The organism is Streptomyces sp. NPDC104381 (genome assembly GCF_055583745.1).
In genome coordinates, this window is sequence record NZ_JBVJNK010000002.1 from 564,233 (window position 1) to 589,627 (window position 25,395).

Consider the following 25,395-nt stretch of genomic DNA (forward strand, 5'->3'; position numbering starts at 1 on the left):
CGCCGCAGGGGAAGGAAGGGCACATGACCACCGCCACCGCACCGGAGGCCGTCACCTCGTCCGAGCTGCTCTCCGTTGTCGCCTCCCGCGAACTGGCGGCGCGCCGCACGGTGTTCGCCGGAATCGGGCTGCCGACGCTGGCGACCGAGCTGGCCCATCTGACGGTCGCCCCGGACATCGAGGTGGTGTACGAGTCCGGGGTCTGCGGCGCGCACCCCTCGCATCTGCCGGAGACCATCGCCGACGCCGTACTCATCTCCGGCGCGGAGGCCGTGCTGTCGATGCCGGCGCTGTTCGGCTGCGTCCTGCAGGGCGGTCATATCGACGTGGGCTTCCTCGGCGCCGCGCAGATCGACCGGTGGGGCAACCTCAACACCTCCGTCATCGGCGACTGGGAGAGCCCCGCGGTACGGCTGCCCGGCTCGGGCGGCGCCGTCGAGGTGATGGCCAACTCCCATGAGGTGTTCGTGGTGATGCGCCGCCACAACCCCCGCTCCTTCACCGGGATCCTGGACTTCTGCACCACCCCCGGCCCCGACCGCGCGCTCGCCGAGGGCATCCGGCCGCTGGGCGCGGGCGTCACCCGGGTCATCACCGAACTGGGCATCCTGGCCCGTGAAGGCGTCGGGGCCGAGCTGGAACTGATCGCCGTGCACCCGGGTGTGACGGTGGATCAGGTCCGGGAGGCGACCGGCTGGGAGCTGAAGGTGTCCGACGAGGTGGGGACCGTCCCGCCGCCGACCCCGGCGGAGCTGCGGCTCCTGCGGGAGGACGTCGACCCCGGCCGCGTCTATCTTCGCTGAGACGACTCGCTCTTCCCGTCCGTCCGCTTCAACGAGAGGACCCTCACCGTCATGCGCATCAGGATCGTCGGCGCCGGAGCCATGGGCCGCGGCATCGCCCAGTGGGCGGCCGCCGCCGGACACACCGTCGAGCTGGCCGACGTACGGCAGGAGGCGGTGACGGCGGCCGTGGACTTCGTACGGTCCATGCTGGAGCGCGCCGTGCAGAAGGGCCGGGTGTCCGAGGGGGACATGGCCGCGTCCCTGGAGCGGCTGGTCCCGCTGGACGACCCGTGGGCGCCGGGCCCCGGCGTCGAGCTGGTCGTCGAGGCGGTACGGGAGGACCTGGACACCAAGGCCGAGGTCTTCGGGAAGCTGGAACAGGCCCTGCCGGACTCCGCGGTCTTCGCCACCAACACCTCGTCGCTGTCGGTGACGCGGATCGCCGCGTCGCTCCAGGACCCTTCGCGGCTGGCGGGGCTGCACTTCTTCAACCCCGTCCCGCTGATGCGGATCGTCGAGGTGGTGCCGGGTGCCGCGACCCGGCCCGGAATCCCGCCGTTCCTCACGGAGCTGGTGGAGAGCTGCGGCCATCGCGCGGTCACGGTCGCCGACACCCCGGGCTTCCTGGTCAACCACGCCGGGCGGGGGCTGGTGACCGAGGCGCTGGCCCTGCTGGAGGAGTCGGTGGCCGGGCCGTCGGACGTCGACCGGATCGCCAGGGACGTCCTGGGGCTCCGCATGGGCCCGTTCGAACTCATGGACCTCACCGGGCTGGACGTCACGGCCGCCGTGATCGACTCGATCTGGACGGGCTTCCGCCACGAGCCCCGGCTGCGCCCCTCCTACCTGACCCCGAACCGGGTGACCGCGGGCCTGCACGGCCGTAAGACCGGCCGGGGCTGGTTCGCGTACGGCCCCGAGGCACCGGCTCCCGCACCGGAACCGCCGGTGACGGGGGACGCGGACCGTCCGGTGTTCGTCGCGGGCGGCGGGAGCGGCGGGGCCGCCCAGGAGCTGCGGGCCGCGCTGGCCGCCGCCGGTGCCACGGTCGAGACCGGTGCCGGCCCCTCCGGCCGCGCCCTGGTCCTGGTCCCCGTGTGGGGTTCCACCGTGGCGGCGGAGGTGGCGTCGGCCGGGCTGCCCGCCGACCGCGCCTTCGGCGTCGACCCGCTCGCCCCGGCGGGCCGCCGCCGGGTGCTCGCGGTGACGCCCGCGTCCGACCCGGCAGCGGCGCGGGACGCCCGCGCGGTCCTGGCCCGTGCGGCGGACGGCGAGGAGGCCTGGGCGGTGTCGGTGGTGCGGGACACCGCCGGTTCGGTGGCGCAGCGGCTGCTGGCCTCGGTGGTCTCGGTGGCGGCCTCGATCGCCGAGCGCTCGCTGGCCACCCCCGCGGACATCGACCTCGCCGTCACCACCGGGCTGGGGTACCCGGCGGGGCCGCTGGCCTGGGGTGACCGGATCGGCGCCGCGCGGATGCTGGAGCTCCAGCGGTCGCTGCACGCCACGACGGGCGACGACCGGTACCGGCCGACCCGGTGGCTCACCGAACGCGCCCAGCTGGGCCTGCCGCTCACGGCGCCGGGCACCTCGCCCGCCGACTGCGTGTAGGGCCTCCGCCCGGGTCGTGCCGGGCTCGTGCGGCCCGCCGCCGGTGGCCGTGACCGTTTCGTACAAGACCCGGTCACGGCCACCGGCATACGGTCGTCCCATGACTCCACGACTCGACGCGATCTCCCTGATCACCGCCGACCTGCCCGCATCGCTCGCCTTCTACCGCAGGCTGGGGCTCGACATCCCGGCCGGTGCCGAATCGGCGCCCCACGTCGAGGTGGCCCTTCCCGGAGGGGGACGTCTGCTGTGGGACACCGAGGACGTCATCCGCTCCTTCGACCCGGGCTGGACGGCGCCGAAGGGCGGTGAGCGTCTCGGACTCGCCTTCCTCTGCGACAGCCCCGCCGAGGTCGACGCGCTGTACGCCGATCTGACCGGAGCCGGTCACGAGGGCCACATGGAACCCTGGGACGCCGCCTGGGGGCAGCGTTACGCGGTGGTGCTGGACCCGGACGGCTGCGGCGTCTCGCTGTTCGCCGCCAACCCGTCCGCCCCGTCCTGACCCGTGGCGGCCAGATAGCCGCCGAGCGTCGTGCCGGCCAGGGCCCGCATCTCCCGCGCCAGGTGCGCCTGGTCGGTGCAGCCCGACGCGTACGCCGCCTCCGCGTAGGGCGTTCCCGCGCGTACGAGGTCCAGGGCGCGCTGCAGCCTCAGCACCCTGGCGAGCGTCTTGGGGCCGTAACCGAACGCGGCCAGCGAGCGGCGGTGCAGCTGGCGGGCGCCCAGCCCGACGGCGTGCGCGGTGGCGGCCACGGAACGCCCCTGCCGCAGCTGCGCGGCGACCGCGACCGTGAGCGGGTCCGGGGGTTCGGCGCCGGCCGCCCGGCGCAGGGCGATGCCCTCCAGAACGGCGGCCGGGTCGCGGGCGACGGCGGCCCGCTCGGTGAGCCTGCGGACCTCGGGGCCGGACCAGAGGGCGTCGAGGGCGACCCGGCGGTCGCGCAGCTCGTGGGCGGGGACGCCCAGGAGCGCGGGTGCCGTGCCGGGGGCGAAGCGGATGCCCGCGCAGCTGCCGGAGAGCGCCGCGGCGGGGGTGAACGCGTGGGTGTCGGGGCCCGCCACCAGCAGCCGGCCTCCCGCCCAGAGCAGGTCCATGCAGCCGTCGGGCAGCACGGGCCGGGCGGGTTCGCGGAGCCCCCTCCAGGTCCAGAGAACCGCGCCGTCCAGGCGTGAGGTCCGCTCCTCGTAGCGTGCGCCCATGGGCCGGCCCGCTAGGGGGTGTCCTTGTCGCGGTTCCCGTGCAGCCGGGACTTCACGTCGTCCGGGGGCAGGAACCGTGACCATCGCTCGGGGAACTCGGACGGCATGGACACGTCTTCGTCCTCCTCGTCGTCATCGGCGTACGCGTCCCAGTTCGCGGCCCGTGCCACGAGTTCCGCGGCCTGGGCGGCCTTGATCCGGTCGCTGGCGGCGCGGGCGGCGGCCGTGGCGAGGGAGGGCCAGACCCGGTCGATCGCCGCGTTCACCGCGGCGCCCACGAGTACGGCGAACGCGGAGATCCCTATCCAGAGCAGGACCGCGATGGGGGCCGCCAACGAGCCGTAGATGGTGGGCCCTTCCACCGTGCTCGTCAGATAGATCCGGAGCAGGAAGCTCCCCAGCACCCACATCCCGAGCGCCACGAGCGCCCCGGGCACGTCCTCTATCCACGGCGAACGGACGGGGACGGACACGTGGTAGAGCGTCGTCAGGAAGGCGATGGACAGCAGTATCACCAGCGGCCAGTACATGACCGCGAGCACCTCGGTGCCCCACGGGACGAACTCCACCACCCGGTCGGGGCCGACCACCAGGAGCGGCAGCACCACCGCGCCGAGCAGCAGCGCGACCACGTACAGCAGGAAGGCGAGGAGGCGGGTCTTGACGATGCCGCGGTGGCCGTCGAGCCCGTACATCACGGTGATGGTGTCGATGAAGACGTTCACCGCGCGGGAGCCGGACCAGAGCGCGATCGCGAAGCCGAGGGAGATGACGTCGGGGCGCGCGCCCGTGGTCACGTCGGCTATGAGGGGCTTGGCGATCTCGTTGACACCGCGCTCGGACAGCACCGTCTGCACGGCGCCCAGGATGTTGCGCTCGATGGAGGAGACCGTGGTGGTGGCCGTCCAGTCGTCGACGTAACCGAGGAGCCCGATCAGGCCGAGCAGCAGCGGCGGCAGGGACAGCAGGGTGAAGAACGCAGCCTCGGCCGCGAGGCCCAGGATGCGGTATTCGACGCACGAATTGACCGTGTCCTTGAGCAATTGCCACGCCATCTGCCGCTTCGAGACGTTGCGGTAGAGGACACGGGCCCGGTGGAGCCGGCCCGGTGGCCGCTCGGGTGTTTCATTTGCTGCCTGCACCTCCTTACCGTATCGGCATGGCACCTAGCACCCACACAGTGACCAACCAGGTTCCGCCGCTGGTCGGCTATGACGTCTTCGCCGGCGACCTGGCCCTGACCGAGGCCGTCGAGCGGCATCTCGCGCCCGGGATCCTCGGCGAGGCCCGGGAGGAACTCGGCGCGCTCGGCCGGTCCGCCGGCTCCTTCCAGGCCCAGGAGTGGGGCGCGCAGGCCAACGAGAACCCCCCGAAGCTGCGTACGCACGACCGGTACGGGCACCGGGTCGACGAGGTGGACTTCCACCCGGCCTGGCACCGGCTGCTGGGGCACGCGGTCACGGCCGGTCTGACGGACGCCTGGGGGCGGCCGGGCGGCCATGTCCGGCGCGCGGCCGGGTTTCTGGTCTGGACGCAGGCCGAGGCGGGCCACGGCTGCCCGCTGTCGATGACGCACGCGGCGGTCCTGGCGCTGCGGACCGACCCGGTGCTGGCCGCGGAGTGGGAGCCGCTGCTGACGTCGCACGTGTACGAGGAGGGTCTGCGCCCGGCGTCGCAGAAGGCCGGTGTGCTCTTCGGGATGGGCATGACGGAGAAGCAGGGCGGCACCGACGTACGGTCCAACACCACCCGCGCGGAGCCGCTGGCCGGTGACGGGGAGTATCTGCTCACCGGCCACAAGTGGTTCTGCTCGGCGCCCATGTCCGACGGCTTCCTGGTGCTGGCGCAGGCGCCGGGCGGGCTGACCTGCTTCCTCGTGCCGCGGGTCCTGCCGGACGGCGCCCGCAACGTGTTCGCGATCCAGCGGCTCAAGGACAAGCTGGGCAACCGGTCCAACGCCTCCAGCGAGGTCGAGTTCGACGGGACGTGGGCCCGCCGGGTCGGCGAGGAGGGGCGCGGGGTGCGCACCATCATCGAGATGGTGGCGGCGACCCGGCTGGACTGCGTGGTCGGTTCGGCGGCGCTGATGCGCCAGGCGGTGGCGCAGGCGATCCACCACAGTGCCCATCGCAGCGCGTTCGGCGGGCTGTTGATCGAGAAGCCGCTGATGCGCAACGTACTGGCGGACCTGGCCCTGGAGTCGGAGGCGGCGACGACCCTGGCGCTGCGGCTGGCCGCCGCGTACGACGCGGACACCGAGGCGGAGCGGGCCTTCCTGCGGATCGCGGTGCCGGCGGCCAAGTACTGGGTGACGAAGCGGTGCACGGCGGTCGTCGGGGAGGCCCTGGAGTGCCTCGGCGGCAACGGGTACGTCGAGGAGTCGGGGATGCCCCGGCTGCTGCGCGAGGCCCCGCTCAACTCGATCTGGGAGGGCTCGGGCAACGTACAGGCCCTCGACGTGCTGCGGGCGTTGCAGCGTGAGCCGGGGGCGCTCGACGCGTTCCTCCAGGAGGTCGGGAAGGCGCGCGGCGCGGACCACCGGCTGGACGCGGCGATCAAGGACCTGCTGACGGAGCTGGCGGACCTGGACGCCGTGGAGGCGCGGGCGAGGCGGCTGGTGGAGCGGATGGCGCTGGTGCTGCAGGGCTCGCTGCTGCTGCGCTGGGCGCCGCCGGAGACCGCGGACGCGTTCTGCGCGTCACGGCTGGGCGGGGACTGGGGCTCGGCCTTCGGGACGCTGCCGCACAGTCTGGATCTGGCGACGGTGGTGGAGCGGGCGCGGGCCCAGGAGGGCTAGAAGGCCGGTGGCCGGGGGCCGGGGGGCCGGTGGCCCGTGGCCGGGCAAACGACGGAGGGTGGTGCTGCGCCGACACGGCACCACCCTCCACGCTTGTGCAGCACCGCACGGCGGGTCGAGGACTCCCCGCACGGTGCTCCACCACTCTTCTACGGTCATCGGCTGGGTCACCAGAGTTGCAAAGGGTTGCAACCATTGCGTGGAGTGCGAGCCAACGGGCCCGGTCCACGGCAGGATGTGTCCTCCGGGCCGGGTTCTCCTCTTCCGGACCAGGCCCACGCTTTGTTGGGGGGACCCGTCATGCACACTCAACCCGCCGCGCGGCCGCGGCCTTCAGGCACCTCGCACCCGGTCACCGAGGGGCTGGTCCACCGTGCCCGGGAGGCCCGGCTGGCGGGCGAGCGTACGGCCGTGGCGCCGCGCGCGGAGATCGACGCCTCCTGGGACCGGGCGCTGCGCAGCGGCATCGACCCCGAGCAGTCCCCGGAGAGCAGACTCCTGGAGACGGACGAGATCGAGCACCGGCGCAGGAGCACGACGCTGGGCGAGGTCATGCCGCTGCTGCGGGAGGGGCTGGCCACGATCGCGGACGCGGCGCAGCAGATCATGGTCGTCACCGACACCGAGGGCCGGGTCCTGTGGCGCCAGGGCCACGCCGCCGTGATGCGCCGGGCCAAGGACATCTGCCTGGAGGAGGGGGCCGCCTGGACGGAGTCCGCGACGGGCACGAACGCCATCGGTACGGCGCTCGCCGCGCGCACCCCCATCCAGGTCCACTCCGCCGAGCACTTCATCCGCGCCCTGCACAGCTGGACCTGCGCGGCGGCCCCGGTGCGCGACCCCCGGGACGGCCGGCTGATGGGCATCGTCGACATCAGCGGGCCCGCCTCCACCTTCCACCCGGCGACGCTGGCCCTGGTCGGTTCGGTGGCGGCGCTGGCGGAGAGCGAGCTGCGCAGCCGGCATCTGGTGGCGATCGAGCGGCTGCGCTCGGTGGCCGCCCCGCTGCTGTGCCGGCTGGGGGGCCGCGCGCTGGTGGTGGACACGCACGGCTGGCTGGCCGCGGTCAGCGGGATGCCGCCGGTGGACCGGCTGCCGCTGCCGAAGTCGCTGGAGCCGGGCACGGTGTGGCTGGCCTCGCTCGGGATGTGCCGGGTGGAGCCGCTGCCCGGCGGCTGGCTGGTGCAGGTCGCGGAGGGCGCGCACGAGCGCCCGCCGCGCCGGGTGGTGCTCGACCTGAGCCGGGAGCGCGGGCTGGTCGTGCATGTGGCGGGCCCCGTGGGCAGCTGGTCGCGCCGGGTCTCCCCCCGCCACGCGGAGCTGCTGTACGCCCTGGCCCTGCACCGGGAGGGACGCACCGCGGCCGAGCTGGCCGAGGACGTCTTCGGTGACGCGTCCAGGACGGTGACGGTGCGGGCCGAGATATCGCGGATGCGGCGCCATCTCGCGGAGGTGCTGGCGCATCGCCCGTACCGGTTCCGCGAAGGCGTCGAGGTGGAGGTGGTCCACCCGGATGTGCCGGCCGATCTGCTGCCCCGCTCGACGGCTCCGGTGGTGCTCAGGGCACGTATGCCGGCGGGGGCGGTCTGAGCCGGGCGGGTTTGGGCGGCGGGGCCCGGCCATGGTTTTCTGACCGCCATGAGCCACTCCACGCACTGCGCCCCCGCCGTCTCCGACGTGACCGTCTGGTATCTGGAGCAGACGTCGCCGGCCGATCTGAGCCCGGCCGCGGCGCCCGCGGACGGAGTGACCGTGGCCCGCGCGGAGATACCGCTCCCTGAGTTCAGCCGGTTCCTCTACACGGCGGTGGGCGGCGACGTCCGGTGGACGGACCGGCTGGGCCTCACCTACGCGCAGTGGCGGGAGATCGTCGAGCGCCCGGCGGCCGAGACCTGGGTGGCGTACGAGAACGGCACGCCGGCCGGGTTCATCGAGCTCGACGCGCAGGAGGGCGGGGCGGTCGAGATCGCCTACTTCGGCCTGATCCCGGCCTTCCGGGGCCGCCGGATCGGCGGGCACCTCCTGTCGTACGGCGTGGCGCGTGCCTGGGACCTCGCCGAGCGGCACCCGGGGCGGACCCCGACCGCGCGGGTGTGGCTGCACACCTGCTCCAACGACGGCCCGCACGCGATGGACAACTACCTGCGGCGCGGGTTCCGGCTGTTCGACACGAGGACCGAGCAGGAGCCCGACGTCGCGAACCCCGGCCCCTGGCCCGGCGCGCACGCCTGACCACCGACGCCCGGGCCGCGCACGCCCGGGCCACGCACGCCTGACCACCGACGCCCGAGCCGCGCACGCCCCGGCACAGGGCCTTCGCGCCGCCTTCACCCGTCGTTCGTATCGCTTTGTCGACAGAGCGGCGTGATCAGCGCCACAGCGTCTCAGATGTCGGGACCATCTCGTCCACATGATGGATCGTGGTGGACTGGCCCGAGATTCGCGTGACACGCTTCCGTCATGTCTGGAACTGGAATTGCCTTGGTGAGTCGGCGGCACGTCGACCTCGGCCGCATGTCCAGCGCCATCTGTCCGGTCCGCTGAGAGTCTCCAGCACCGCGATTTCCTGAAGCCCGCTCCATCCCTGCGCACCGCCGCGCCTCACGCGAGTGTGCAGTTCAGAGCCGCCCTCCTGCAGTCCCGAAGGACGTATAGCCATGGCCGCCAGCCCCGAGAAGCCTGCTACCGCCACGCCCCGGCGCAAGGCCGGACGCCACCGTGGTGAAGGTCAGTGGGCCATGGGTCACTTCACCCCGCTCAACGGGAACGAGCAGTTCAAGAAGGACGACGACAGTCTCAATGTGCGGACACGCATCGAGACGATCTACTCGAAGCGCGGATTCGACTCCATCGACCCGAACGACCTGCGCGGACGCATGCGCTGGTGGGGTCTGTACACCCAGCGCCGCCCCGGCATCGACGGCGGCAAGACCGCCGTGCTGGAGCCGGAGGAGCTGGACGACCGCTACTTCATGCTGCGCGTGCGCATCGACGGCGGGAAGCTGACGACCGCGCAGCTGCGCGTCATCGGCGAGATCTCCGAGGAGTACGCGCGGGGCACCGCCGACATCACCGACCGGCAGAACGTCCAGCTGCACTGGATCCGCATCGAGGACGTCCCGGCGATCTGGGAGAAGCTCGAAGCGGTCGGGCTGTCGACCACCGAGGCCTGCGGTGACTGCCCCCGCGTGATCATCGGTTCGCCGGTGGCGGGCATCGCCGCCGACGAGATCATCGACGGCACCCCCGCGGTCGACGAGATCCACGAGCGGTACATCGGCAGCAAGGAGTTCTCCAACCTGCCCCGCAAGTTCAAGACCGCGATCTCGGGCTCGCCGGTCCAGGACGTGGTGCACGAGATCAACGACATCGCGTTCGTGGGCGTCGACCACCCCGAGCACGGCCCCGGCTTCGACCTGTGGGTCGGCGGCGGGCTCTCCACCAACCCGCGGTTCGCCGAGCGCCTCGGCGCCTGGGTGCCGCTGGACGAGGTCCCCGACGTGTGGGCCGGCGTCGTCGGGATCTTCCGCGACTACGGCTACCGCCGGCTGCGCACCCGCGCCCGCCTGAAGTTCCTGATGGCCGACTGGGGCCCGGAGAAGTTCCGCCAGATCCTCCAGGACGAGTACCTCAAGCGTCCGATGCTGGACGGGCCGCCGCCCGCGCAGCCCTCCTCCCGCTGGCGCGACCACATCGGTGTGCACGCGCAGCAGGACGGCCGCTTCTACGTGGGCTTCGCCCCGCGCGTCGGCCGGGTGGACGGCTCCACCCTGGCCAAGATCGCCGACCTGGCGGAGGCGCACGGCTCGGGCCGGGTCCGCACCACCGTCGAGCAGAAGATGATCATCCTGGACGTCGAGCAGGACCAGGTCGCCTCCCTGACCGCCGGTCTCGAGGCACTGGACTTCCAGGTGAACGCCTCCCCGTTCCGGCGCGGCACGATGGCCTGCACCGGCATCGAGTTCTGCAAGCTGGCGATCGTCGAGACGAAGGCGCGCGGCGCCGCGCTCATCGACGAACTGGAGCGCCGCATGCCGGACTTCGAGGAGCCGCTCTCGATCAACATCAACGGCTGCCCCAACGCCTGCGCCCGCATCCAGACCGCCGACATCGGCCTCAAGGGCCAGCTCATGCTGGACGGCGAGGGCAACCAGGTCGAGGGCTACCAGGTGCACCTCGGCGGTGCGCTCGGCCTGGAGGCCGGCTTCGGCCGCAAGGTCCGCGGCCTGAAGGTCACCTCGGCCGAACTCCCGGACTACGTCGAGCGGGTGCTCGGGAAGTTCCAGGAGGAGCGCGAGGACGGCGAGCGCTTCGCGACCTGGGCGGCCCGGGCCAGTGCGGAGTCGCTGTCATGAGCGAACGAGCAGCGCCGTTCTACTGCCCGTACTGCGGCGACGAGGACCTGCGTCCGCACGAGGCCGGGCACGGCGCCTGGGAATGTGCTTCCTGCAACCGCGCGTTCCAGCTGAAGTTCCTGGGCCTCCTGGCCCAGGGTCTCCAGCGCGACGACGCCGAAGGGCAAGGGACATGACGGACACTCTGCACACCGCCGAGCTCACCGACGAGGCCCTGAAGGACCTGGCCGAGCAGGCCGGGCGCGACCTGGAGGACGCCTCCGCGAGCGACATCCTGAGGTGGGCAGCCGACACCTTCGGCAAGCGCTTCTGCGTCACCTCCTCCATGGAGGACGCGGTCGTCGCCCACCTCGCCTCGCGGGTCTTCCCCGGGGTGGACGTGGTCTTCCTGGACACGGGCTACCACTTCGAGGAGACCATCGGCACCCGGGACGCGGTCGGCGCCGTGATGGACGTCAACCTCATCACGCTGACCCCCCGTCAGTCGGTGGCCGAGCAGGACGCCGAGTACGGGCCGAAGCTCCACGACCGCGATCCCGACCTGTGCTGCGCGCTGCGCAAGGTCAAGCCGCTGGAGGAGGGGCTGACGGCGTACGCCGCCTGGGCGACCGGGCTGCGCCGCGACGAGTCCCCCACCCGGGCGAACACCCCGGTCGTCGGCTGGGACGCGAAGCGCCGCAAGGTCAAGGTCTCGCCGATCGCCCGCTGGACGCAGGAGGACGTGGACGCGTACGTCGCCGAACACGGCGTACTGACCAACCCGTTGCTGATGGACGGCTACGCCTCCGTCGGCTGCGCGCCCTGCACCCGCCGGGTGCTGGAGGGCGAGGACGCACGGGCCGGCCGCTGGGCCGGACGGGGCAAGACCGAATGCGGGCTGCACGGCTGATGACGACTGATCAGGAGATATCGATGAGCGTGACGGAGACGGGGGCCACCGTCTGGCTCACCGGTCTGCCGAGCGCGGGCAAGACCACCATCGCCTACGAGCTGGCCGGCCGGCTGCGCGCCGAGGGCCACCGGGTCGAGGTCCTCGACGGTGACGAGATCCGGGAGTTCCTCTCCGCGGGCCTCGGCTTCTCCCGCGAGGACCGGCACACCAACGTCCAGCGGATCGGCTTCGTCGCCGAACTGCTGGCCGCCAACGGCGTCAAGGTCCTCGTCCCCGTCATCGCGCCGTACGCCGACAGCCGTGACGCGGTGCGCAAGCGTCATCAGCAGGAGGGCACCGCGTATCTGGAGGTGCACGTCGCGACCCCGGTCGAGGTGTGCTCCGAGCGGGACGTGAAGGGGTTGTACGCCAAGCAGGCGGCCGGCGAGATCAGCGGCCTCACCGGGGTCGACGACCCCTACGAGGCACCCGAGTCGCCCGATCTGCGGATCGAGTCGCACCAGCAGACCGTGCAGGAGTCCGCAGCGGCGCTCCGTGCGCTGCTCACCGAGAGGGGCCTGGCGTGAGCACCGTCGCCACCGTGCCGGAAGGCACCGTCAACCCGTACGCGCTGAGCCACCTGGACTCCCTGGAGTCGGAGGCGGTGCACATCTTCCGCGAGGTGGCGGGTGAGTTCGAGCGGCCGGTGATCCTCTTCTCCGGCGGCAAGGACTCGATCCTGATGCTGCACCTCGCGCTGAAGGCGTTCGCCCCCGCGCCGGTCCCCTTCACGCTGCTGCACGTGGACACCGGGCACAACTTCCCCGAGGTCCTCGACTACCGCGACCGCACCGTCGAGAAGCACGGGCTGCGCCTGCACGTCGCCTCCGTCCAGGAGTACATCGACGCGGGCAAGCTCCGCGAGCGCCCCGACGGCACCCGCAACCCGCTGCAGACGGTCCCGCTCACCGAGGCCATCCAGCAGCACCGCTTCGACGCCGTGTTCGGCGGCGGACGGCGCGACGAGGAGAAGGCCCGGGCCAAGGAGCGCGTCTTCTCGCTGCGCGACGAGTTCTCCCAGTGGGACCCCCGCCGCCAGCGCCCCGAGCTGTGGCAGCTCTACAACGGCCGCCACGCCCCCGGCGAGCACGTCCGGGTCTTCCCGATCTCCAACTGGACCGAGCTCGACGTCTGGCAGTACATCGAGCGGGAGGGCATCGAGCTCCCGGAGATCTACTTCGCCCACGAGCGCGAGGTCTTCAGCCGCAACGGCATGTGGCTGACCGCCGGCGACTGGGGCGGCCCCAAGGACCACGAGAAGGTCGAGACCCGCCAGGTGCGCTACCGCACCGTCGGCGACATGTCCTGCACCGGCGCCGTCGATTCCGACGCCACCACCCTGGACGACGTGATCACCGAGATCGCCGCCTCCCGGCTCACCGAGCGGGGCGCCACCCGCGCCGACGACAAGATGTCCGAGGCCGCGATGGAAGACCGCAAGCGCGAGGGGTACTTCTAACCATGAGCAGCAGCATCACCACCACCGAGCAGTTGTCCGCCACCACCCTGCTGCGGTTCGCCACCGCAGGCTCGGTCGACGACGGCAAGTCGACCCTCGTCGGGCGGCTGCTGCACGACTCCAAGTCGGTCCTCACCGACCAGCTGGAAGCCGTCGCGCTGGCCTCCACCAACCGCGGCCAGGAGGCACCCGACCTGGCGCTGCTGACCGACGGGCTGCGCGCCGAGCGCGAGCAGGGCATCACCATCGACGTGGCGTACCGCTACTTCGCGACGCCCCGCCGCCGCTTCATCCTCGCGGACACCCCGGGCCATGTGCAGTACACCCGCAACATGGTCACCGGCGCCTCCACGGCCGAGCTGGCCGTCGTCCTCGTCGACGCCCGCAACGGCGTGGTCGAGCAGACCCGCCGGCACGCCGCGGTGGCCGCGCTCCTGCGCGTCCCGCACGTCGTCCTCGCCGTGAACAAGATGGACCTGGTGGACTACGCGGAGCCGGTGTTCGCCGCGATCGCCGAGGAGTTCACCGCGTACGCCGCCTCGCTCGGCGTCCCGGAGATCACGGCGATCCCGATCTCGGCGCTGGCCGGCGACAACGTGGTGGAGCCCTCCGCCCACATGGACTGGTACGGCGGCCCGACGGTCCTGGAGCACCTGGAGACGGTGCCGGTCAGCCATGACCTCACCGAGTGCCATGCGCGCTTCCCGGTCCAGTACGTGATCCGCCCGCAGACCGCCGAGCACCCCGACTACCGGGGGTACGCCGGTCAGATCGCCGCCGGGGTGTTCCGGGTCGGCGAGGCCGTCTCCGTACTGCCGTCCGGCCGCACCACGACGATCGAGGGCATCGACGCGCTCGGCGAGAGCGTCGACATAGCCTGGGCCCCGCAGTCGGTGACGCTCCGGCTGGCCGACGACATCGACGTCTCGCGCGGCGACCTGATCGCCCCGGTGGGCGACTCCCCCGGCGTCACGCAGGACGTCGAGGCGACCGTCTGCCACGTGGCCGACCGGCCGCTCACCGTGGGCCAGCGGGTGCTGCTCAAGCACACCACCCGCACGGTCAAGGCGATCGTCAAGGACATCCCGTCGCGGCTCACCCTGGACGACCTCTCCCAGCACCCGGCTCCCGGGCAGCTGGTGGCGAACGACATCGGCCGGGTCGTGGTCCGTACCGCCGAGCCGCTCGCGCTCGACGCGTACGCGGACTCGCGGCGCACCGGCTCGTTCCTGCTGATCGACCCCGCCGACGGCACGACGCTGACGGCCGGCATGGCGGGCGCCTCCTTCGCCGCCGTCACCGACGGGGCCCAGGACGCGGACACCTCCGCCGAGGACGCGGAGTGGGACTTCTGATGACGGACTTCTTCTCGACCTTCGCGAAGGAGGGCGGCCGGGTCGGCAGCGGCGCCCTCGGCAGCGGCCAGGGCGGGGTCGGGCGATGTGCGTGATGACGTACGCGCACTGCCTGCGCGCCCGCCCGTACCACCCGCACCGCCCGTTCAGACGAAGACCTGCCGACCGCCCGGCCGCGCCACCCGATTCCGGGGGGACGTGAGCACCGGGCCTACGAGAGGAAAACCTCCCGTGCGTGCCACCCGTACCACCCTGCGCCGCGGCCTCGCCGCCGCCGTCGCTCTGCCGCTGCTCGCCGTGGCGGCCACCGCCTGCGGCTACGGCTCCGAGGCGAAGGACGACGACGCCAAGTCGGACGCCTCCGCCGGTGGGAAGAAGCTCTCGGCCGACACCGTGAAGATCGGCTACTTCCCGAACCTCACGCACGCCACCGCCCTGGTCGGTATCCAGGAAGGTCTCATCGCCAAGGAGCTGGGCGGCACCTCGGTCAAGCCCTCGACCTTCAACGCCGGGCCCTCCGAGATCGAGGCGCTCAACGCGGGTTCGATCGACATCGGCTTCATCGGCCCCTCCCCCTCGATCAACGGCTACGCCAAGTCCAAGGGCCAGAGCCTGCGGATCATCGGCGGCTCGGCCTCCGGCGGCGTGAAGCTCGTCGTCGACCCGAAGAAGATCAAGACCCTGGACGACCTCAAGGGCAAGAAGATCGCCACCCCGCAGCTCGGCAACACCCAGGACGTGGCGTTCCTCAACTGGATCTCCGAGAAGGGCTGGAAGGTCGACGCCCAGAGCGGCAAGGGCGACGTCTCCGTGGTCCGCTCGGACAACAAGGTGACCCCGGACGCCTTCAAGTCCGGTTCCCTGGACGGCGCCTGGGTCCCGGAGCCGACCGCTTCCAAGCTGGTCTCCGAGGGCGGCAAGGTCCTGCTCGACGAGTCGACGCTGTGGCCGGACGACAAGTTCGTCATCACGAACATCATCGTGTCGCAGAAGTTCCTCTCCGAGCACCCGGACGTCGTGGACGCGGTGCTGCGCGGCACGGTGAACACCAACAAGTGGATCAACGCCAACCCGGACAAGGCGAAGGCCTCGGCCAACTCGGCGCTGGAGAAGCTGAGCGGCAAGGCGCTGCCCGCCGAGGTCCTCGACCCGGCGTGGGAGTCCATCCAGATCACCGACGACCCGCTGGCCGCCACGCTCCAGGCGCAGGCCGACCACGCGGTGAAGGCCGGTCTGCTGGAGAAGCCCGATCTCGCGGGCATCTACGACCTGAAGCCGCTGAACAAGATCCTCAAGACCGCGGGTCAGCCCGAGGTCGCCGACGCCGGTCTCGGCGTCAAGTAGCCCGACCGACCGCACCAGGATCTCCGATGACTCCCAGGAGGTGACGACCATGGCGACCACCACCCTCACCAAGGCCGAGGACCGCGCGGCGGTCGAGCACGCCGCTCGTCTCACGAACGTGTCCAAGTCCTTCTCCGGGCCCACGGGCCGGCAGCTCGTCCTGGACGACATCTCGCTCGATGTCGCTCCGGGCGAGTTCGTCACCCTCCTGGGAGCGTCCGGGTGCGGTAAGTCGACGCTGCTCAATCTGGTGGCCGGACTCGACCGCCCGACCGGGGGGTCCATCGAGACCCCCGGCGGGCGGCCGGCCCTGATGTTCCAGGAGCACGCCCTCTTCCCGTGGCTGACCGCGGGAAAGAACATCGAACTGGCCCTGCGGCTGCGCGGGGTACCGAAGTCGGACCGCCGCCCGGAGGCGGAGCGGCTGCTCGAACTCGTGCGCCTCGGCGGGGCGTACGGGAAGCGGGTGCACGAACTCTCCGGCGGTATGCGCCAGCGGGTGGCGATGGCCCGGGCGCTCGCCCAGGACAGCCAGCTGCTGCTGATGGACGAGCCGTTCGCCGCGCTCGACGCCATCACCCGCGATGTGCTGCACGACGAACTGACCCGGATCTGGCGCGAGACGAACGCCTCCGTCCTCTTCGTCACCCACAACGTGCGCGAGGCCGTGCGGCTCGCGCAGCGCGTCATCCTGCTGTCCTCGCGTCCCGGCCGGATCGCCCGGGAGTGGACGGTCGACATCGAGCAGCCCCGCCGTATCGAGGACACCGCCGTGGCGGAACTGTCCGTCGAGATCACCGAACAACTGCGTGGGGAGATCCGCCGACATGGCCAGCACTGAAACGAAGGCCGACGACCTGGCGGGGCTCGAAGCGGGCCTGGACGCGCTCGACGCCGTACAGGTGCGCCGGACGCCGGCCCGCGAGATCTTCCTCGGCAAGGTACTGCCGCCGGCCGTCGCGGTCGTCCTGGTCGTCCTCGTCTGGCAGGTGCTGGTCTGGGCGAAGGTCACCGACGACTACAAGCTGCCGCCGCCCGCCGCGGTCTGGGACAGCCTGACCGAGATGTGGGTGCAGGGCACGCTGCTGGAGGTCATCTGGACCAGTGTGTCGCGGGGCCTGTTCGGCTTCGTCATGGCCGTGGCGATCGGCACCCCGCTGGGTCTGCTGGTCGCGCGGGTCAAGGTCGTCAGGGCGGCGATCGGGCCGATCCTGTCCGGGCTGCAGTCCCTGCCGTCCGTGGCGTGGGTGGCCCCGGCGATCATCTGGCTCGGTCTCGACGACAAGACGATGTACGCGGTGATCCTGCTCGGCGCGGTGCCGTCCGTCGCCAACGGGCTGGTCTCCGGCGTCGACCAGGTGCCGCCGCTGTTCCTGCGCGCGGGCCGCACGATCGGCGCGACGGGACTGCGCGGGACGATCCACATCGTCCTGCCGGCCGCGCTGCCCGGCTATCTGGCGGGCCTCAAGCAGGGCTGGGCGTTCTCCTGGCGTTCCCTCATGGCCGCCGAGATCATCGCGTCCTCGCCCGACCTGGGCCTGGGCCTCGGCCAGTTGCTGGAGAACGGCCGGAACAACTTCGACATGCCGGGGATCTTCCTGGCGATCCTGCTCATCCTGTTCGTCGGCATCGCCATCGACCTGCTGATCTTCAGTCCGCTGGAGCGGCGGGTGCTGCGCAGCCGCGGTCTCCTCGTCAAGAGCTGAGTTCCCATGGCCTCCCCCGTCCTGCTCGTCATCGCCCACGGCAGCCGCGACCCGCGGCACGCGGCGACCGTGCACGCGCTCACCGCGCGGGTACGGGCGCTGCGGCCCGGGCTGCGCGTGGAGACGGGCTTCCTGGAGTTCAACGCCCCGTCCGTGCCCCGGGTGCTGGAGCGCCTGGCCGCCGCCGGCACGGACGAGGTCATCGCCCTCCCCCTGCTGCTGACCAGGGCCTTCCACGCGAAGTCGGACATCCCCTCGGTGCTGCGTGAGGCCCGGGCGCGGCTGCCGCGGATGCGGATCGGCCAGGCCGACGTCCTCGGCCCGTCCCCGCTGCTGAACGCCGCTCTGGAGCGGCGGCTGTACGAGGCCGGGGTGGCGCCCGGCGACAAGAGCTCGACCGGGCTGGTCCTGGCCTCGGCGGGCTCCACGGACCCGGAGGCGATCGCAGTGATCGCTGAAATCGCGCGGGAGCTGCGGCACACCGGTTGGTGCGCCGTGCGGCCTGCGTTCGCCTCCGCATCACTTCCGCGCACCGCGGACGTCGTACGCGCCCTGCGGGCGGACGGCGTCCGGCGGGTCGCGGTGGCCCCGTACGTCATCGCCCCCGGACGGCTCCCGGACCGCATCGCGGCGGGCGCGGAGGAGGCCGGCGCCGATGTGCTGGCCGGTGTCCTGGGACCGTCCCCGGCACTGGCCCGGCTGCTGCTGACCCGCTACGACGAGGCGCGGGTGCCGGTGACCGGGGCGCTGAGCGCGTAGGGCGGTCAGCCGAGGTCGAGGCTGCCGGTGCGCTCGCGCTTCAGCTCGAAGAAGTCCGGGTGGCCGGCGAGGACCCGGAAGCTGTCGAAGAGCCGCGCCGCCTCCTCGCCCCTGGGTACGGAGTTGAGCACCGGGCCGAACCAGACGGTGCCGTCGACATGGATGGTGGGCGTGCCGACGTAGGAGCCGGCGGCGGGGTCCTTCCCCCGGTCGTGGCTGCGGCGTACCGCCGTGTCGTACGTGTCCGTGTGCGCGGCCTCCGCGAGGGCGGCCGGCAGGCCCAGTTCGGCGAGGGACTCGGCGACGACGGCGTCGAAGTCCTCGTTCCTGCCGGGGTGGATGCGGGTGCCCATGGCCGTGTAGAGGTCCCTGAGGACGCCGGGGCCGTGGTGCTCCTCCACGGCGGCGGCGACCCGGACGGGGCCGACGGACCGGTCGACCAGGTCGCGGTACCAGCCGGGGAGTTCGTTGCCGGTGTTGTGCAGGTGGAGGCTCATGACGTGGAAGCGGAGGTCGAGGGGGCGCTCGCGCTCGACCTCCAGCATCCACCGGGAGGCGATCCAGGCGAACGGGCAGGCGGGGTCGAAGTAGAAGTCGACCGCCGTCCTGTCCGTCGTGTCGTTCACGTGGGTGCTCATGCGAGGAGCCTAGAGAGGCCGTGGCCCGCTGTTCTGGGCCATTCGGCCGTCGTTCCGCTGGGCCATCTGCCGGGTGGTCAGGACGCCGCGTCGACGAGGGCGGTGAGCTCGGCCACCGTCATCGATCCGGCGGCCCGCCGCTCCCGGGCGAAGGAGTTCGCGGTGCGCCGCAGTACGTCGTTGACGGGTGTCGGGACACCGTGCAGCCGGCCGAGCAGGACGATCTCCCCGTTGAGGTAGTCGGCCTCGATGGTGCCCGTGCCCCGGCTGAGGCTCTGCCAGGAGGATCCGCCGCCGCGCTCGGACCCGTCGAGCGGGTCGAAGCGGATCCGTCCGCCGCGCGCCGCTTCCTGCTCGGCACCGTCCGTGGCCTCGATGCCGGCGGCGGCGAGCACCGCGCGCCCCTCGGACTTCGCACGGTCGAAGAGGGCGAAGGCCTCGGGGCCGTTCAGCACTCCGGTGACCGCTTCGATGGCGTTGGCGAGGTTGGAGAGCAGCTTGGCGTACTTCCAGCGCATCACATCGGGGACGACAGGGGCCTCCAGCCTGGCCTTCTCCCAGTCGGCGGCGACGGCGCGCACGGTGTCGTCGGTGCCCGAGGGGTACCGGCCGAGGTGCAGGATGCCGGTGAGCGGGGCTCCGGAGGCGAGCACCCTGCCCGGCTCCACGTAGGTGGCGGGGAGGAAGACGCAGCAGCCGTAGACGCGGTGGAACCGGCGCAGGGCCAGGCGTTCGCCCTCGACGCCGTTCTGCGCGCAGATCAGGGGGAGCCGCTCCCCCGCCGTTCCGCCGCCGGCCACCGGCCGCGCGCTCCAGGCGTCGAGGGCGGCGACGCTGTCCTGCGTCTTGACGGCGAGGACGAGGACGTCGTCGGGGGCGAGGTCCACCGCCGACGGACCGTCGGCGACGGGGAGCCGGTGGGTCTGTGTGCCCTCGGGTGTGGTGAGGCGCAGCCCGTCCTCGCGCAGGGCGTCGTACTGCGCTCCGCGCGCGACGAGCACCACCTCGTGGCCCGCCTCCGCGAGCCGTCCGCCTATGGCGCCGCCGACGGCGCCCGTTCCCACGATGATGTAGCGCATGACGTGAGCCTCGCACAGCGCCGGACCTCGGGGAAAGCGGTCACGACAACGGGCCGCGCTCGGTGAGCGCGGCCCGTCGGCAGGTCGGTGGGTGCGTGAGCGCTAGAAGACGCTGACGCCGTAGGCGCTCAGCGCCTCGGTGACCGGCTGGAAGAACGTGGTGCCGCCGGAGGTGCAGTTGCCGCTGCCGCCCGAGGTCAGGCCCAGCGCCGTGGTGCCGGAGAAGAGCGAACCGCCGCTGTCGCCGGGCTCGGCGCAGACGTTGGTCTGGATGAGGCCGCTGACGATGTCGCCGCCGCCGTAGTTCACCGTCGCGTTGAGGCCGGTGACGGTGCCGCTGTGGACGCCGGTGGTGGAACCGCTGCGCTTGACGGACTGGCCGACGCTGGGGGTCGCGGCCGAGGTGATGTCCTGGTAGCTGCCGTTGTAGAGGTAGACCCGGCCGTCCGCCGCGGCGGAGCTGGAGTGCCGGATCAGCCCGTAGTCGTTGCCCGGGAAGCTGGAGCCGGCCCGGGTGCCGAGGGTCGTGGTCTGGCCGGAGTTGGTGTACCAGGTGCTGCCTATCTCGGTGCAGTGGCCGGCGGTCAGCGCGTAGTAGGTGCTGCCGCTGCGGACGTTGAAGCCGAGGGAGCAGCGGCCGCCGCCGGCGTAGATGGCCTGGCCGCCCGCGATGAGCTTGTTGAAGGTGCCCTCGGTGCGCTTGATGTCGGCCTTCGCGCCCGAGTCGGTGACCGACTCCTTGATCGTGGCGATCTCGGCGGCGGTGACCGAGCTGTCGACGGTCACGACGACCTTGCCGGTGCTCGCGTCGGTGTACCAGGCGGTGCCCGCGATGTCGGCGCCGCGGACGGCCGAGCTGGCGTCGGCGAGCGCGGCCTTCGTCACGGTGGCGTCCGGGGCCGCCTGGGCGACCGCGGTGGGTGCCGCAAGCGCCACAGCGGTGACCAGACCTGAGGTCGCGGCGATGAGGCGAGCGCGTCTGGAGAGCGAGCTGAGGGGGGCGAAGCGCTTGAAGGTCACAGGATCCTCCGTCGTTGGGGGGTGTCCGGTCCGCTGGGTGGGCGGGCCGAGGTGTGCGGTTCTCCTCGACCAGCGGGTTTACTCGTCGTGGACCTGCCAACCGCACGACTCGAATCCTTGACTCCGCTTGCACCGGTGACAAGGTCGCCTTCCGGACCTCGACGGAGAACGGACCCTGAACTCCGCTATGCGTGCGGGTGGCCCCCGAACAACCGCGTCCGCCCACCGAACGGAGGCCGGCAGCGAATTGCAGCAAAGCCCGGAACGGGGAGCGGACGTCGGCGACTGTCTACGCGCATCGCGTTCCTACACACCGACCCTGCCCGCGAGGCGCACCACCGGCCGTGTCCGCGTTCCGGACCGGGCCCGCCGGGGCGCGGCCCGTTCGGACGGCTTACCTGCGTTTTGCCCGGAGGCCCCAGGTGGCCGGAATCAGCCCCTCCGGCGAGAACCGGCCGCGCTCCGGGCGCAGATCAGTCCGGGGCGGCACTCTTGCGACGCCGCACCGGGGTGTGCTGCGGAGGCCCCTGGGGCCCCGCGGCCCCGCCGGCTCAGACCTCGGCGAACGGGTCGTCGATGAAGGGCGTCGCCTGGTGGAAGTAGAGCCGCCAGCCGCCCCCGGTCAGCCGCCACAGTGAACTGCGGTGGGAGCGCAGTCCGTTGGACTCGGTGTCGAAGGTGAGGTGCACCAGGTCGGGGGCGAGCTGGTCGCCCCTCATCCGGGTCGCGACGAGCGGCTCGGGGCGCGGGGCGCCCGGGTCCGTGAGCATGGCGATGATCGTGTCCCGCTCCCAGAGCCGGCCGCTGGTGCCGATCTCCCGGAAGTCGGGGTGCAGCAGGGTGGCCAGCACGTCCGCCGAGGCCCGTACCACGGGGTCGAGGAGGCGGAGTTCGCCCTCCACGGCTGTGGCCACGGCGGGCAGGGGCTCATTCACGCGTCATCTCCACAAGCTTGGCCACGGTGTTCCAGTTACGGCTGGTGGCGACGAGGCCACGGGTGATGGCGGGGCGGCCGAGCGCCACGGCGAGCTTGGAGCGGCCGAGCCCCTCGGGCGCGTACAGGTAGAAGGCGCGGTCGCCGAGCCGGAACTCCTCCGGGCGGAACGCGTCGGCGTCGAGCGGGGCGAACCGTGCCGCGTCGAGGGGCTTGTCGACGTACGTGACGTGGAGCTGCTTCGCCTCGAGCTCGGCGGCGGGGAAGGGACAGGCGTCGGCCACGGCCGCGAGATAGGCCCCCGAGCGCACGAGGCAGTCGACCGGAAAGCCGAAGTGCTCCTCGATGGCCCGCTCCAGTCCGGCGGCGAGCTCGTCCTCGTCCCCCGACGCGCTGCGGAACACGGCGTTCCCGCTCTGCAGATGGGTGGCGACGTCCTCGTGCCCCAGCTCACCGAGCAGTGCACGCAGCTCGGCCATCGGGACCCGCCGGTGGCCGCTGACGTTGATCCCCCGCAGCAGCGCCGCGTACATCGTGCTCATGTCCCCACCCTAGAGCTTTCCCATGGAACAGGCCGCCGCGCCCCGTGGGGGAGGGCGCGGCGGCCTCCTGCATGTGCTGTGCGGCCCTTCGGACCTACTCCACGACCTTCAGGAGCTTGTTCGCGGTGCCCTCGGTCGCGTTGGAGATGGCGTCCGGGGTGGCGCCGTCGGTGAGCGCCGTGGCGACCTCCTCGGGGGTGGCGTCCGGGTGACCGCCGAGGTAGACGGCGGCCGCGCCGACGACGTGCGGGGTCGCCATGGACGTACCCGAGATGGTGTTCGTCGCGTCGTCGCTGTCGTTCCAGGCCGACGTGATGTCCGAGCCGGGCGCGTAGATGTCCACGACCGAGCCGAAGTTGGAGAACGACGACTGCTCGTCGTCCACCGTGGACGAGGCGACCGTGATGGCCTCGGGGACGCGGGAGGGGGAGCCCTCGCCGGCGTCGCTCGACTCGTTGCCCGCGGCGACCGCGAAGGTGACGCCGGAGGCGATGGCCTTCTGCACGGCCGCGTCCAGGGCCGGGTCCGCGGAGCCGCCGAGGCTCATGTTGGCGACGGACGGGCCCTCGTGGTTCTCGGTGACCCAGTCGATGCCCGCGACGACCTGCTCGGTGGTGCCCGAGCCCGCGTCGTCCAGGACGCGGACGGCCACGATCTTCGCCTTCTTGGCCACACCGTGGGACGCGCCCGCGATGGTGCCGGCGACGTGGGTGCCGTGTCCGTTGCCGTCGTCGGCGTCGTCGTCGTTGTCCACGGCGTCGAAGCCGGACGTGGCGCGGCCCTCGAAGTCGTTGTGGGTGACGCGGACGCCCGTGTCGATCACGTACGCCGTGACGTCGCCGCCGGCGGCGTCCGGGTAGGTGTACGCGTCGTCACCGGCGGTCTCGGCCTGGTCGATCCGGTCCAGCCCCCACGACGGCGGGTTGTCCTGGGTGGCGTCGATGTGGAACTTCTTGTTCTGGACGACCTTGGAGACGGCCGGGTCGGCGGCGAGCCGCTTGGCCTCGGTCTCCGAGAGCCCGCTGGCGGAGAAGCCGTTGATGGCCGACTTGTAGTTCCGCTGGAGCTTGCCGCCGTACTGCTCGGCCAGCCCGGCCTTGTCGGCCTTCTGGTCCAGCATCACGATGTAGCTGCCGGAGACGGCTGTCGCCGCGTCCGCGCCGTAGACGGTGCCCATCGCGGGCGCCGGAGCGGCTCCGGCGAACGGGGTGGTGAGGAGGGTGACGCCGGCGGCGGCTGCCACGGCGGTTATCGCGGCGGTGAGCTTGACCGAACGCACACGCTTGTGAAGTGCCATGAAGAGGGGTCTCCTCGTCATTCTTTGTGGGGGGATTGGCCCTCGGCCGGAAGATCTCCGGGGGCTGCCTCGAAACACTGCTCGATTGACGCGCCCAGATCAAGAACTTCATGCAGCCGTCACCCACTCGGCAAACTTTGGTCACAGAAAACCCGCGCACTTCCCTCGATGCGGGGCAAACCGCCGGGGCGTTCTTTCGAACATGCAGGCCCACGCGCTTTCCTGACGGGTGAACTCGGCGCGATCGAGGACGCCTGACCTCACATCACTGCTAATGAGCGCGTGAGTGGAATGCCGGATTTCGGTTGTGCGGACCGTTCACACACCACCGGGGCCGCTGGGAGCGGCCCCGGTGGTACGCGGTCGGGTCAGCCCTTCGGGGCGGGCAGTTCGGCCTCGACGAGGTCGGCGGCCCCCTTCGTCCCGCCCTCACCGGCCATCCGCTGCCGGATCCGGGCCAGCCGGGCCGCGACCTCGGGGTCGTCCACCAGGGCGAGCACCGCGGCGCGCAGGGAGGCGGCGTCGGCCTCCTCCTTCGGCAGGTGGCGGGCGACACCGAGGGCCTGGAGCATGTCCGCGTTGCCGAACTGGTCGACGGCCTGCGGGACCGCGACCATCGGGGTGGCGGTGGCGAGCCCCTCCTGGCTGCCGCCCGCGCCCGCGTGGGTGATGAAGGCGTCCGCCTGCTTCAGCACGGACAGCTGCGGGACCCAGGAGTGCACCTCCACGCTGTCCGGTACGTCGCCGAGCACGGCGGGGTCCACCCGGGTGCCGATCTGCAGCACCACATGCCAGTCGGGCAGGTCGCCGAACGCCTTGACGCACTCGCGGTAGAACGCCGGCTCGTCGGTGTACGAGGACCCGAGGGAGACCAGCAGGACCTTCCCGGCACCGTCGGGCCGCTTCCACTCGCCCTGCTCGGACCGGTCGCCCTGACAGGCGCCGACGAAGGTGAACCTGGCGTGATCCACCCGGTCGGCGTTCGGCTGGAGCGCCTCGGGGATCAGTACGAGACCACGGCGGGGCCGGGCCACGAAGTCGTCCGAGGAGAGGTCGCCCAGACCGTTCTCGGCGAGCCAGGCGGCGAAGCGCGCGTAGTACGCCCGGCCCCGCTCGGTCTCCTTCAGCCCGGCGGTCGCCGGCTCCCCCACCTCCTCCGCGTACCCCTCCCAGGGGACGAGATTGGGCCAGAGCTGGACGGCGGGAACGCCCCAGCGGTGGGCGAGCACACGGGCCGGGTAGGAGGTGATGTCGTGCAGGACGAGGTCGGGCTCGTCCCCCTCGAAGGCTTCGGCGAGCTGCGGGAGCGCCTGGACCGCGTCGTTGAGGAACGGCTCGATGTTGTCGATGAGTTCGGTGCCCCAGTCCTCGGGGTTGTCCGCGGTGGGCAGCACCGAGGTGTAGATCACCGGCTCGGCCCCGGTGGCGGCGACCGTCTCCGCGAAGGAGGCCGGGATGGCGTAACTGACGCGGTGCCCACGCGCGACGAGCTCCCGGATCACTTCGAGGCTCGGGTTCACATGTCCGTGGGCGGCGATGGAGAACATGGCGATGTGGGCAGGCTGGGTCGTTGGCATGCCGCC

General features: G+C 72.1%; 26 protein-coding genes. 17 read left to right on the top strand and 9 right to left on the bottom strand.

Annotation, left to right across the window (positions count from 1 at the left end; all coding sequences use genetic code 11):
• Positions 1 to 23: 23 nt before the first annotated feature.
• The 3 genes from ACZ607_RS07525 (at position 24) to ACZ607_RS07535 (ending at position 2,898) form a co-directional block, all read left to right on the top strand.
• The gene (locus ACZ607_RS07525) at positions 24 to 803 is read left to right on the top strand and encodes a CoA-transferase subunit beta (protein ID WP_469732738.1); all 780 of its coding nucleotides are present in this window, start codon (positions 24 to 26) and stop codon (positions 801 to 803) included.
• A 51-nt stretch (positions 804 to 854) separates the two neighbouring features.
• Positions 855 to 2,393 carry a 3-hydroxyacyl-CoA dehydrogenase gene (locus tag ACZ607_RS07530; protein ID WP_469732740.1) on the top strand — a complete coding sequence of 513 codons (1,539 nt, stop codon included), beginning with the start codon at positions 855 to 857 and terminating at the stop codon, positions 2,391 to 2,393.
• Between the two features lie 100 nt (positions 2,394 to 2,493).
• Positions 2,494 to 2,898 carry a VOC family protein gene (locus tag ACZ607_RS07535; protein ID WP_469732742.1) on the top strand — a complete coding sequence of 135 codons (405 nt, stop codon included), beginning with the start codon at positions 2,494 to 2,496 and terminating at the stop codon, positions 2,896 to 2,898.
• On the opposite strand, the gene ACZ607_RS07540 is transcribed toward ACZ607_RS07535, so the two are convergent.
• Together ACZ607_RS07540 and ACZ607_RS07545 are read right to left on the bottom strand one after the other, a co-directional pair.
• Positions 2,826 to 3,596 carry a DUF6597 domain-containing transcriptional factor gene (locus ACZ607_RS07540; protein ID WP_469732744.1) on the bottom strand — a complete coding sequence of 257 codons (771 nt, stop codon included), beginning with the start codon at positions 3,594 to 3,596 and terminating at the stop codon, positions 2,826 to 2,828. The genes ACZ607_RS07535 and ACZ607_RS07540 overlap by 73 nt on opposite strands.
• 11 nt (positions 3,597 to 3,607) lie before the next feature.
• The gene (locus ACZ607_RS07545; protein WP_469732746.1) at positions 3,608 to 4,738 is read right to left on the bottom strand and encodes a YihY/virulence factor BrkB family protein; all 1,131 of its coding nucleotides are present in this window, start codon (positions 4,736 to 4,738) and stop codon (positions 3,608 to 3,610) included.
• Positions 4,739 to 4,755: 17 nt separating this feature from the next.
• Here ACZ607_RS07545 and ACZ607_RS07550 point away from each other — a divergent pair, with 17 nt between their 5' ends.
• The 14 genes from ACZ607_RS07550 (at position 4,756) to ACZ607_RS07615 (ending at position 18,302) form a co-directional block, all read left to right on the top strand.
• The gene (locus ACZ607_RS07550; RefSeq protein WP_469732748.1) at positions 4,756 to 6,393 is read left to right on the top strand and encodes an acyl-CoA dehydrogenase family protein; all 1,638 of its coding nucleotides are present in this window, start codon (positions 4,756 to 4,758) and stop codon (positions 6,391 to 6,393) included.
• Positions 6,394 to 6,693: 300 nt separating this feature from the next.
• A complete protein-coding gene (locus tag ACZ607_RS07555) occupies positions 6,694 to 7,983 on the top strand; it encodes a GAF domain-containing protein (protein ID WP_469732750.1) in 1,290 nt (429 codons plus the stop codon).
• A gap of 48 nt (positions 7,984 to 8,031) precedes the next feature.
• Entirely contained in the window at positions 8,032 to 8,625 is a 594-nt protein-coding gene (locus ACZ607_RS07560; protein WP_469732751.1) for a GNAT family N-acetyltransferase, read from the top strand.
• Between the two features lie 228 nt (positions 8,626 to 8,853).
• Positions 8,854 to 8,937 (top strand): putative leader peptide, encoded by an 84-nt coding sequence (locus ACZ607_RS07565; protein ID WP_349817346.1) that lies wholly within the window; start codon positions 8,854 to 8,856, stop codon positions 8,935 to 8,937.
• 113 nt (positions 8,938 to 9,050) lie between these two features.
• A complete protein-coding gene (locus tag ACZ607_RS07570; RefSeq protein WP_469732753.1) occupies positions 9,051 to 10,748 on the top strand; it encodes a nitrite/sulfite reductase in 1,698 nt (565 codons plus the stop codon).
• Positions 10,745 to 10,924, top strand: a complete 180-nt coding sequence (locus tag ACZ607_RS07575) for a hypothetical protein (protein ID WP_469732755.1) — start codon at positions 10,745 to 10,747, stop codon at positions 10,922 to 10,924. Before ACZ607_RS07570 ends, ACZ607_RS07575 begins: the two co-directional genes overlap by 4 nt.
• Positions 10,921 to 11,637: a phosphoadenylyl-sulfate reductase gene (locus ACZ607_RS07580; RefSeq protein WP_469732757.1), complete on the top strand. Its 717-nt coding sequence runs from the start codon at positions 10,921 to 10,923 to the stop codon at positions 11,635 to 11,637. The genes ACZ607_RS07575 and ACZ607_RS07580 overlap by 4 nt, the downstream gene beginning before the upstream one ends.
• A 23-nt stretch (positions 11,638 to 11,660) precedes the next feature.
• Positions 11,661 to 12,206, top strand: a complete 546-nt coding sequence (cysC, locus tag ACZ607_RS07585) for an adenylyl-sulfate kinase (protein ID WP_469732759.1) — start codon at positions 11,661 to 11,663, stop codon at positions 12,204 to 12,206.
• Positions 12,203 to 13,138, top strand: coding sequence for a sulfate adenylyltransferase subunit CysD (gene cysD, locus ACZ607_RS07590; protein ID WP_469732761.1), 936 nt, complete (start codon positions 12,203 to 12,205; stop codon positions 13,136 to 13,138). Before cysC ends, cysD begins: the two co-directional genes overlap by 4 nt.
• A gap of 2 nt (positions 13,139 to 13,140) precedes the next feature.
• Entirely contained in the window at positions 13,141 to 14,493 is a 1,353-nt protein-coding gene (locus ACZ607_RS07595; protein WP_469732762.1) for a sulfate adenylyltransferase subunit 1, read from the top strand.
• A gap of 231 nt (positions 14,494 to 14,724) precedes the next feature.
• On the top strand, positions 14,725 to 15,837 hold the full coding sequence (locus ACZ607_RS07600) for an aliphatic sulfonate ABC transporter substrate-binding protein (protein ID WP_469732763.1): 1,113 nt from the start codon (positions 14,725 to 14,727) through the stop codon (positions 15,835 to 15,837).
• Between the two features lie 49 nt (positions 15,838 to 15,886).
• Positions 15,887 to 16,678, top strand: a complete 792-nt coding sequence (locus ACZ607_RS07605) for an ABC transporter ATP-binding protein (protein WP_469732764.1) — start codon at positions 15,887 to 15,889, stop codon at positions 16,676 to 16,678.
• A complete protein-coding gene (locus ACZ607_RS07610) occupies positions 16,665 to 17,543 on the top strand; it encodes an ABC transporter permease (RefSeq protein WP_469732765.1) in 879 nt (292 codons plus the stop codon). The genes ACZ607_RS07605 and ACZ607_RS07610 overlap by 14 nt, the downstream gene beginning before the upstream one ends.
• 6 nt (positions 17,544 to 17,549) lie before the next feature.
• Positions 17,550 to 18,302 (top strand): sirohydrochlorin chelatase, encoded by a 753-nt coding sequence (locus ACZ607_RS07615; RefSeq protein ID WP_469732766.1) that lies wholly within the window; start codon positions 17,550 to 17,552, stop codon positions 18,300 to 18,302.
• Between the two features lie 5 nt (positions 18,303 to 18,307).
• Here the strand turns inward: ACZ607_RS07615 and ACZ607_RS07620 are convergent, their stop codons facing one another.
• The 7 genes from ACZ607_RS07620 to mgt all read right to left on the bottom strand — a co-directional run bounded on the left by ACZ607_RS07620 (position 18,308) and on the right by mgt (position 25,389).
• The gene (locus ACZ607_RS07620; protein WP_469732767.1) at positions 18,308 to 18,940 is read right to left on the bottom strand and encodes a mycothiol-dependent nitroreductase Rv2466c family protein; all 633 of its coding nucleotides are present in this window, start codon (positions 18,938 to 18,940) and stop codon (positions 18,308 to 18,310) included.
• A gap of 77 nt (positions 18,941 to 19,017) precedes the next feature.
• Positions 19,018 to 20,019 (bottom strand): ketopantoate reductase family protein, encoded by a 1,002-nt coding sequence (locus tag ACZ607_RS07625; RefSeq protein WP_469732769.1) that lies wholly within the window; start codon positions 20,017 to 20,019, stop codon positions 19,018 to 19,020.
• 102 nt (positions 20,020 to 20,121) lie between these two features.
• Positions 20,122 to 21,039 (bottom strand): S1 family peptidase, encoded by a 918-nt coding sequence (locus ACZ607_RS07630; RefSeq protein ID WP_469732771.1) that lies wholly within the window; start codon positions 21,037 to 21,039, stop codon positions 20,122 to 20,124.
• Positions 21,040 to 21,590: 551 nt separating this feature from the next.
• Entirely contained in the window at positions 21,591 to 21,974 is a 384-nt protein-coding gene (locus ACZ607_RS07635; RefSeq protein WP_469732773.1) for a nuclear transport factor 2 family protein, read from the bottom strand.
• On the bottom strand, positions 21,967 to 22,515 hold the full coding sequence (locus tag ACZ607_RS07640) for a DUF1697 domain-containing protein (RefSeq protein WP_469732775.1): 549 nt from the start codon (positions 22,513 to 22,515) through the stop codon (positions 21,967 to 21,969). Before ACZ607_RS07640 ends, ACZ607_RS07635 begins: the two co-directional genes overlap by 8 nt.
• 94 nt (positions 22,516 to 22,609) lie before the next feature.
• Positions 22,610 to 23,812, bottom strand: coding sequence for a S8 family peptidase (locus ACZ607_RS07645; protein ID WP_469732777.1), 1,203 nt, complete (start codon positions 23,810 to 23,812; stop codon positions 22,610 to 22,612).
• 368 nt (positions 23,813 to 24,180) lie between these two features.
• Positions 24,181 to 25,389 carry a macrolide-inactivating glycosyltransferase gene (gene mgt, locus ACZ607_RS07650; protein WP_469732779.1) on the bottom strand — a complete coding sequence of 403 codons (1,209 nt, stop codon included), beginning with the start codon at positions 25,387 to 25,389 and terminating at the stop codon, positions 24,181 to 24,183.
• Positions 25,390 to 25,395 lie beyond the last annotated feature (6 nt).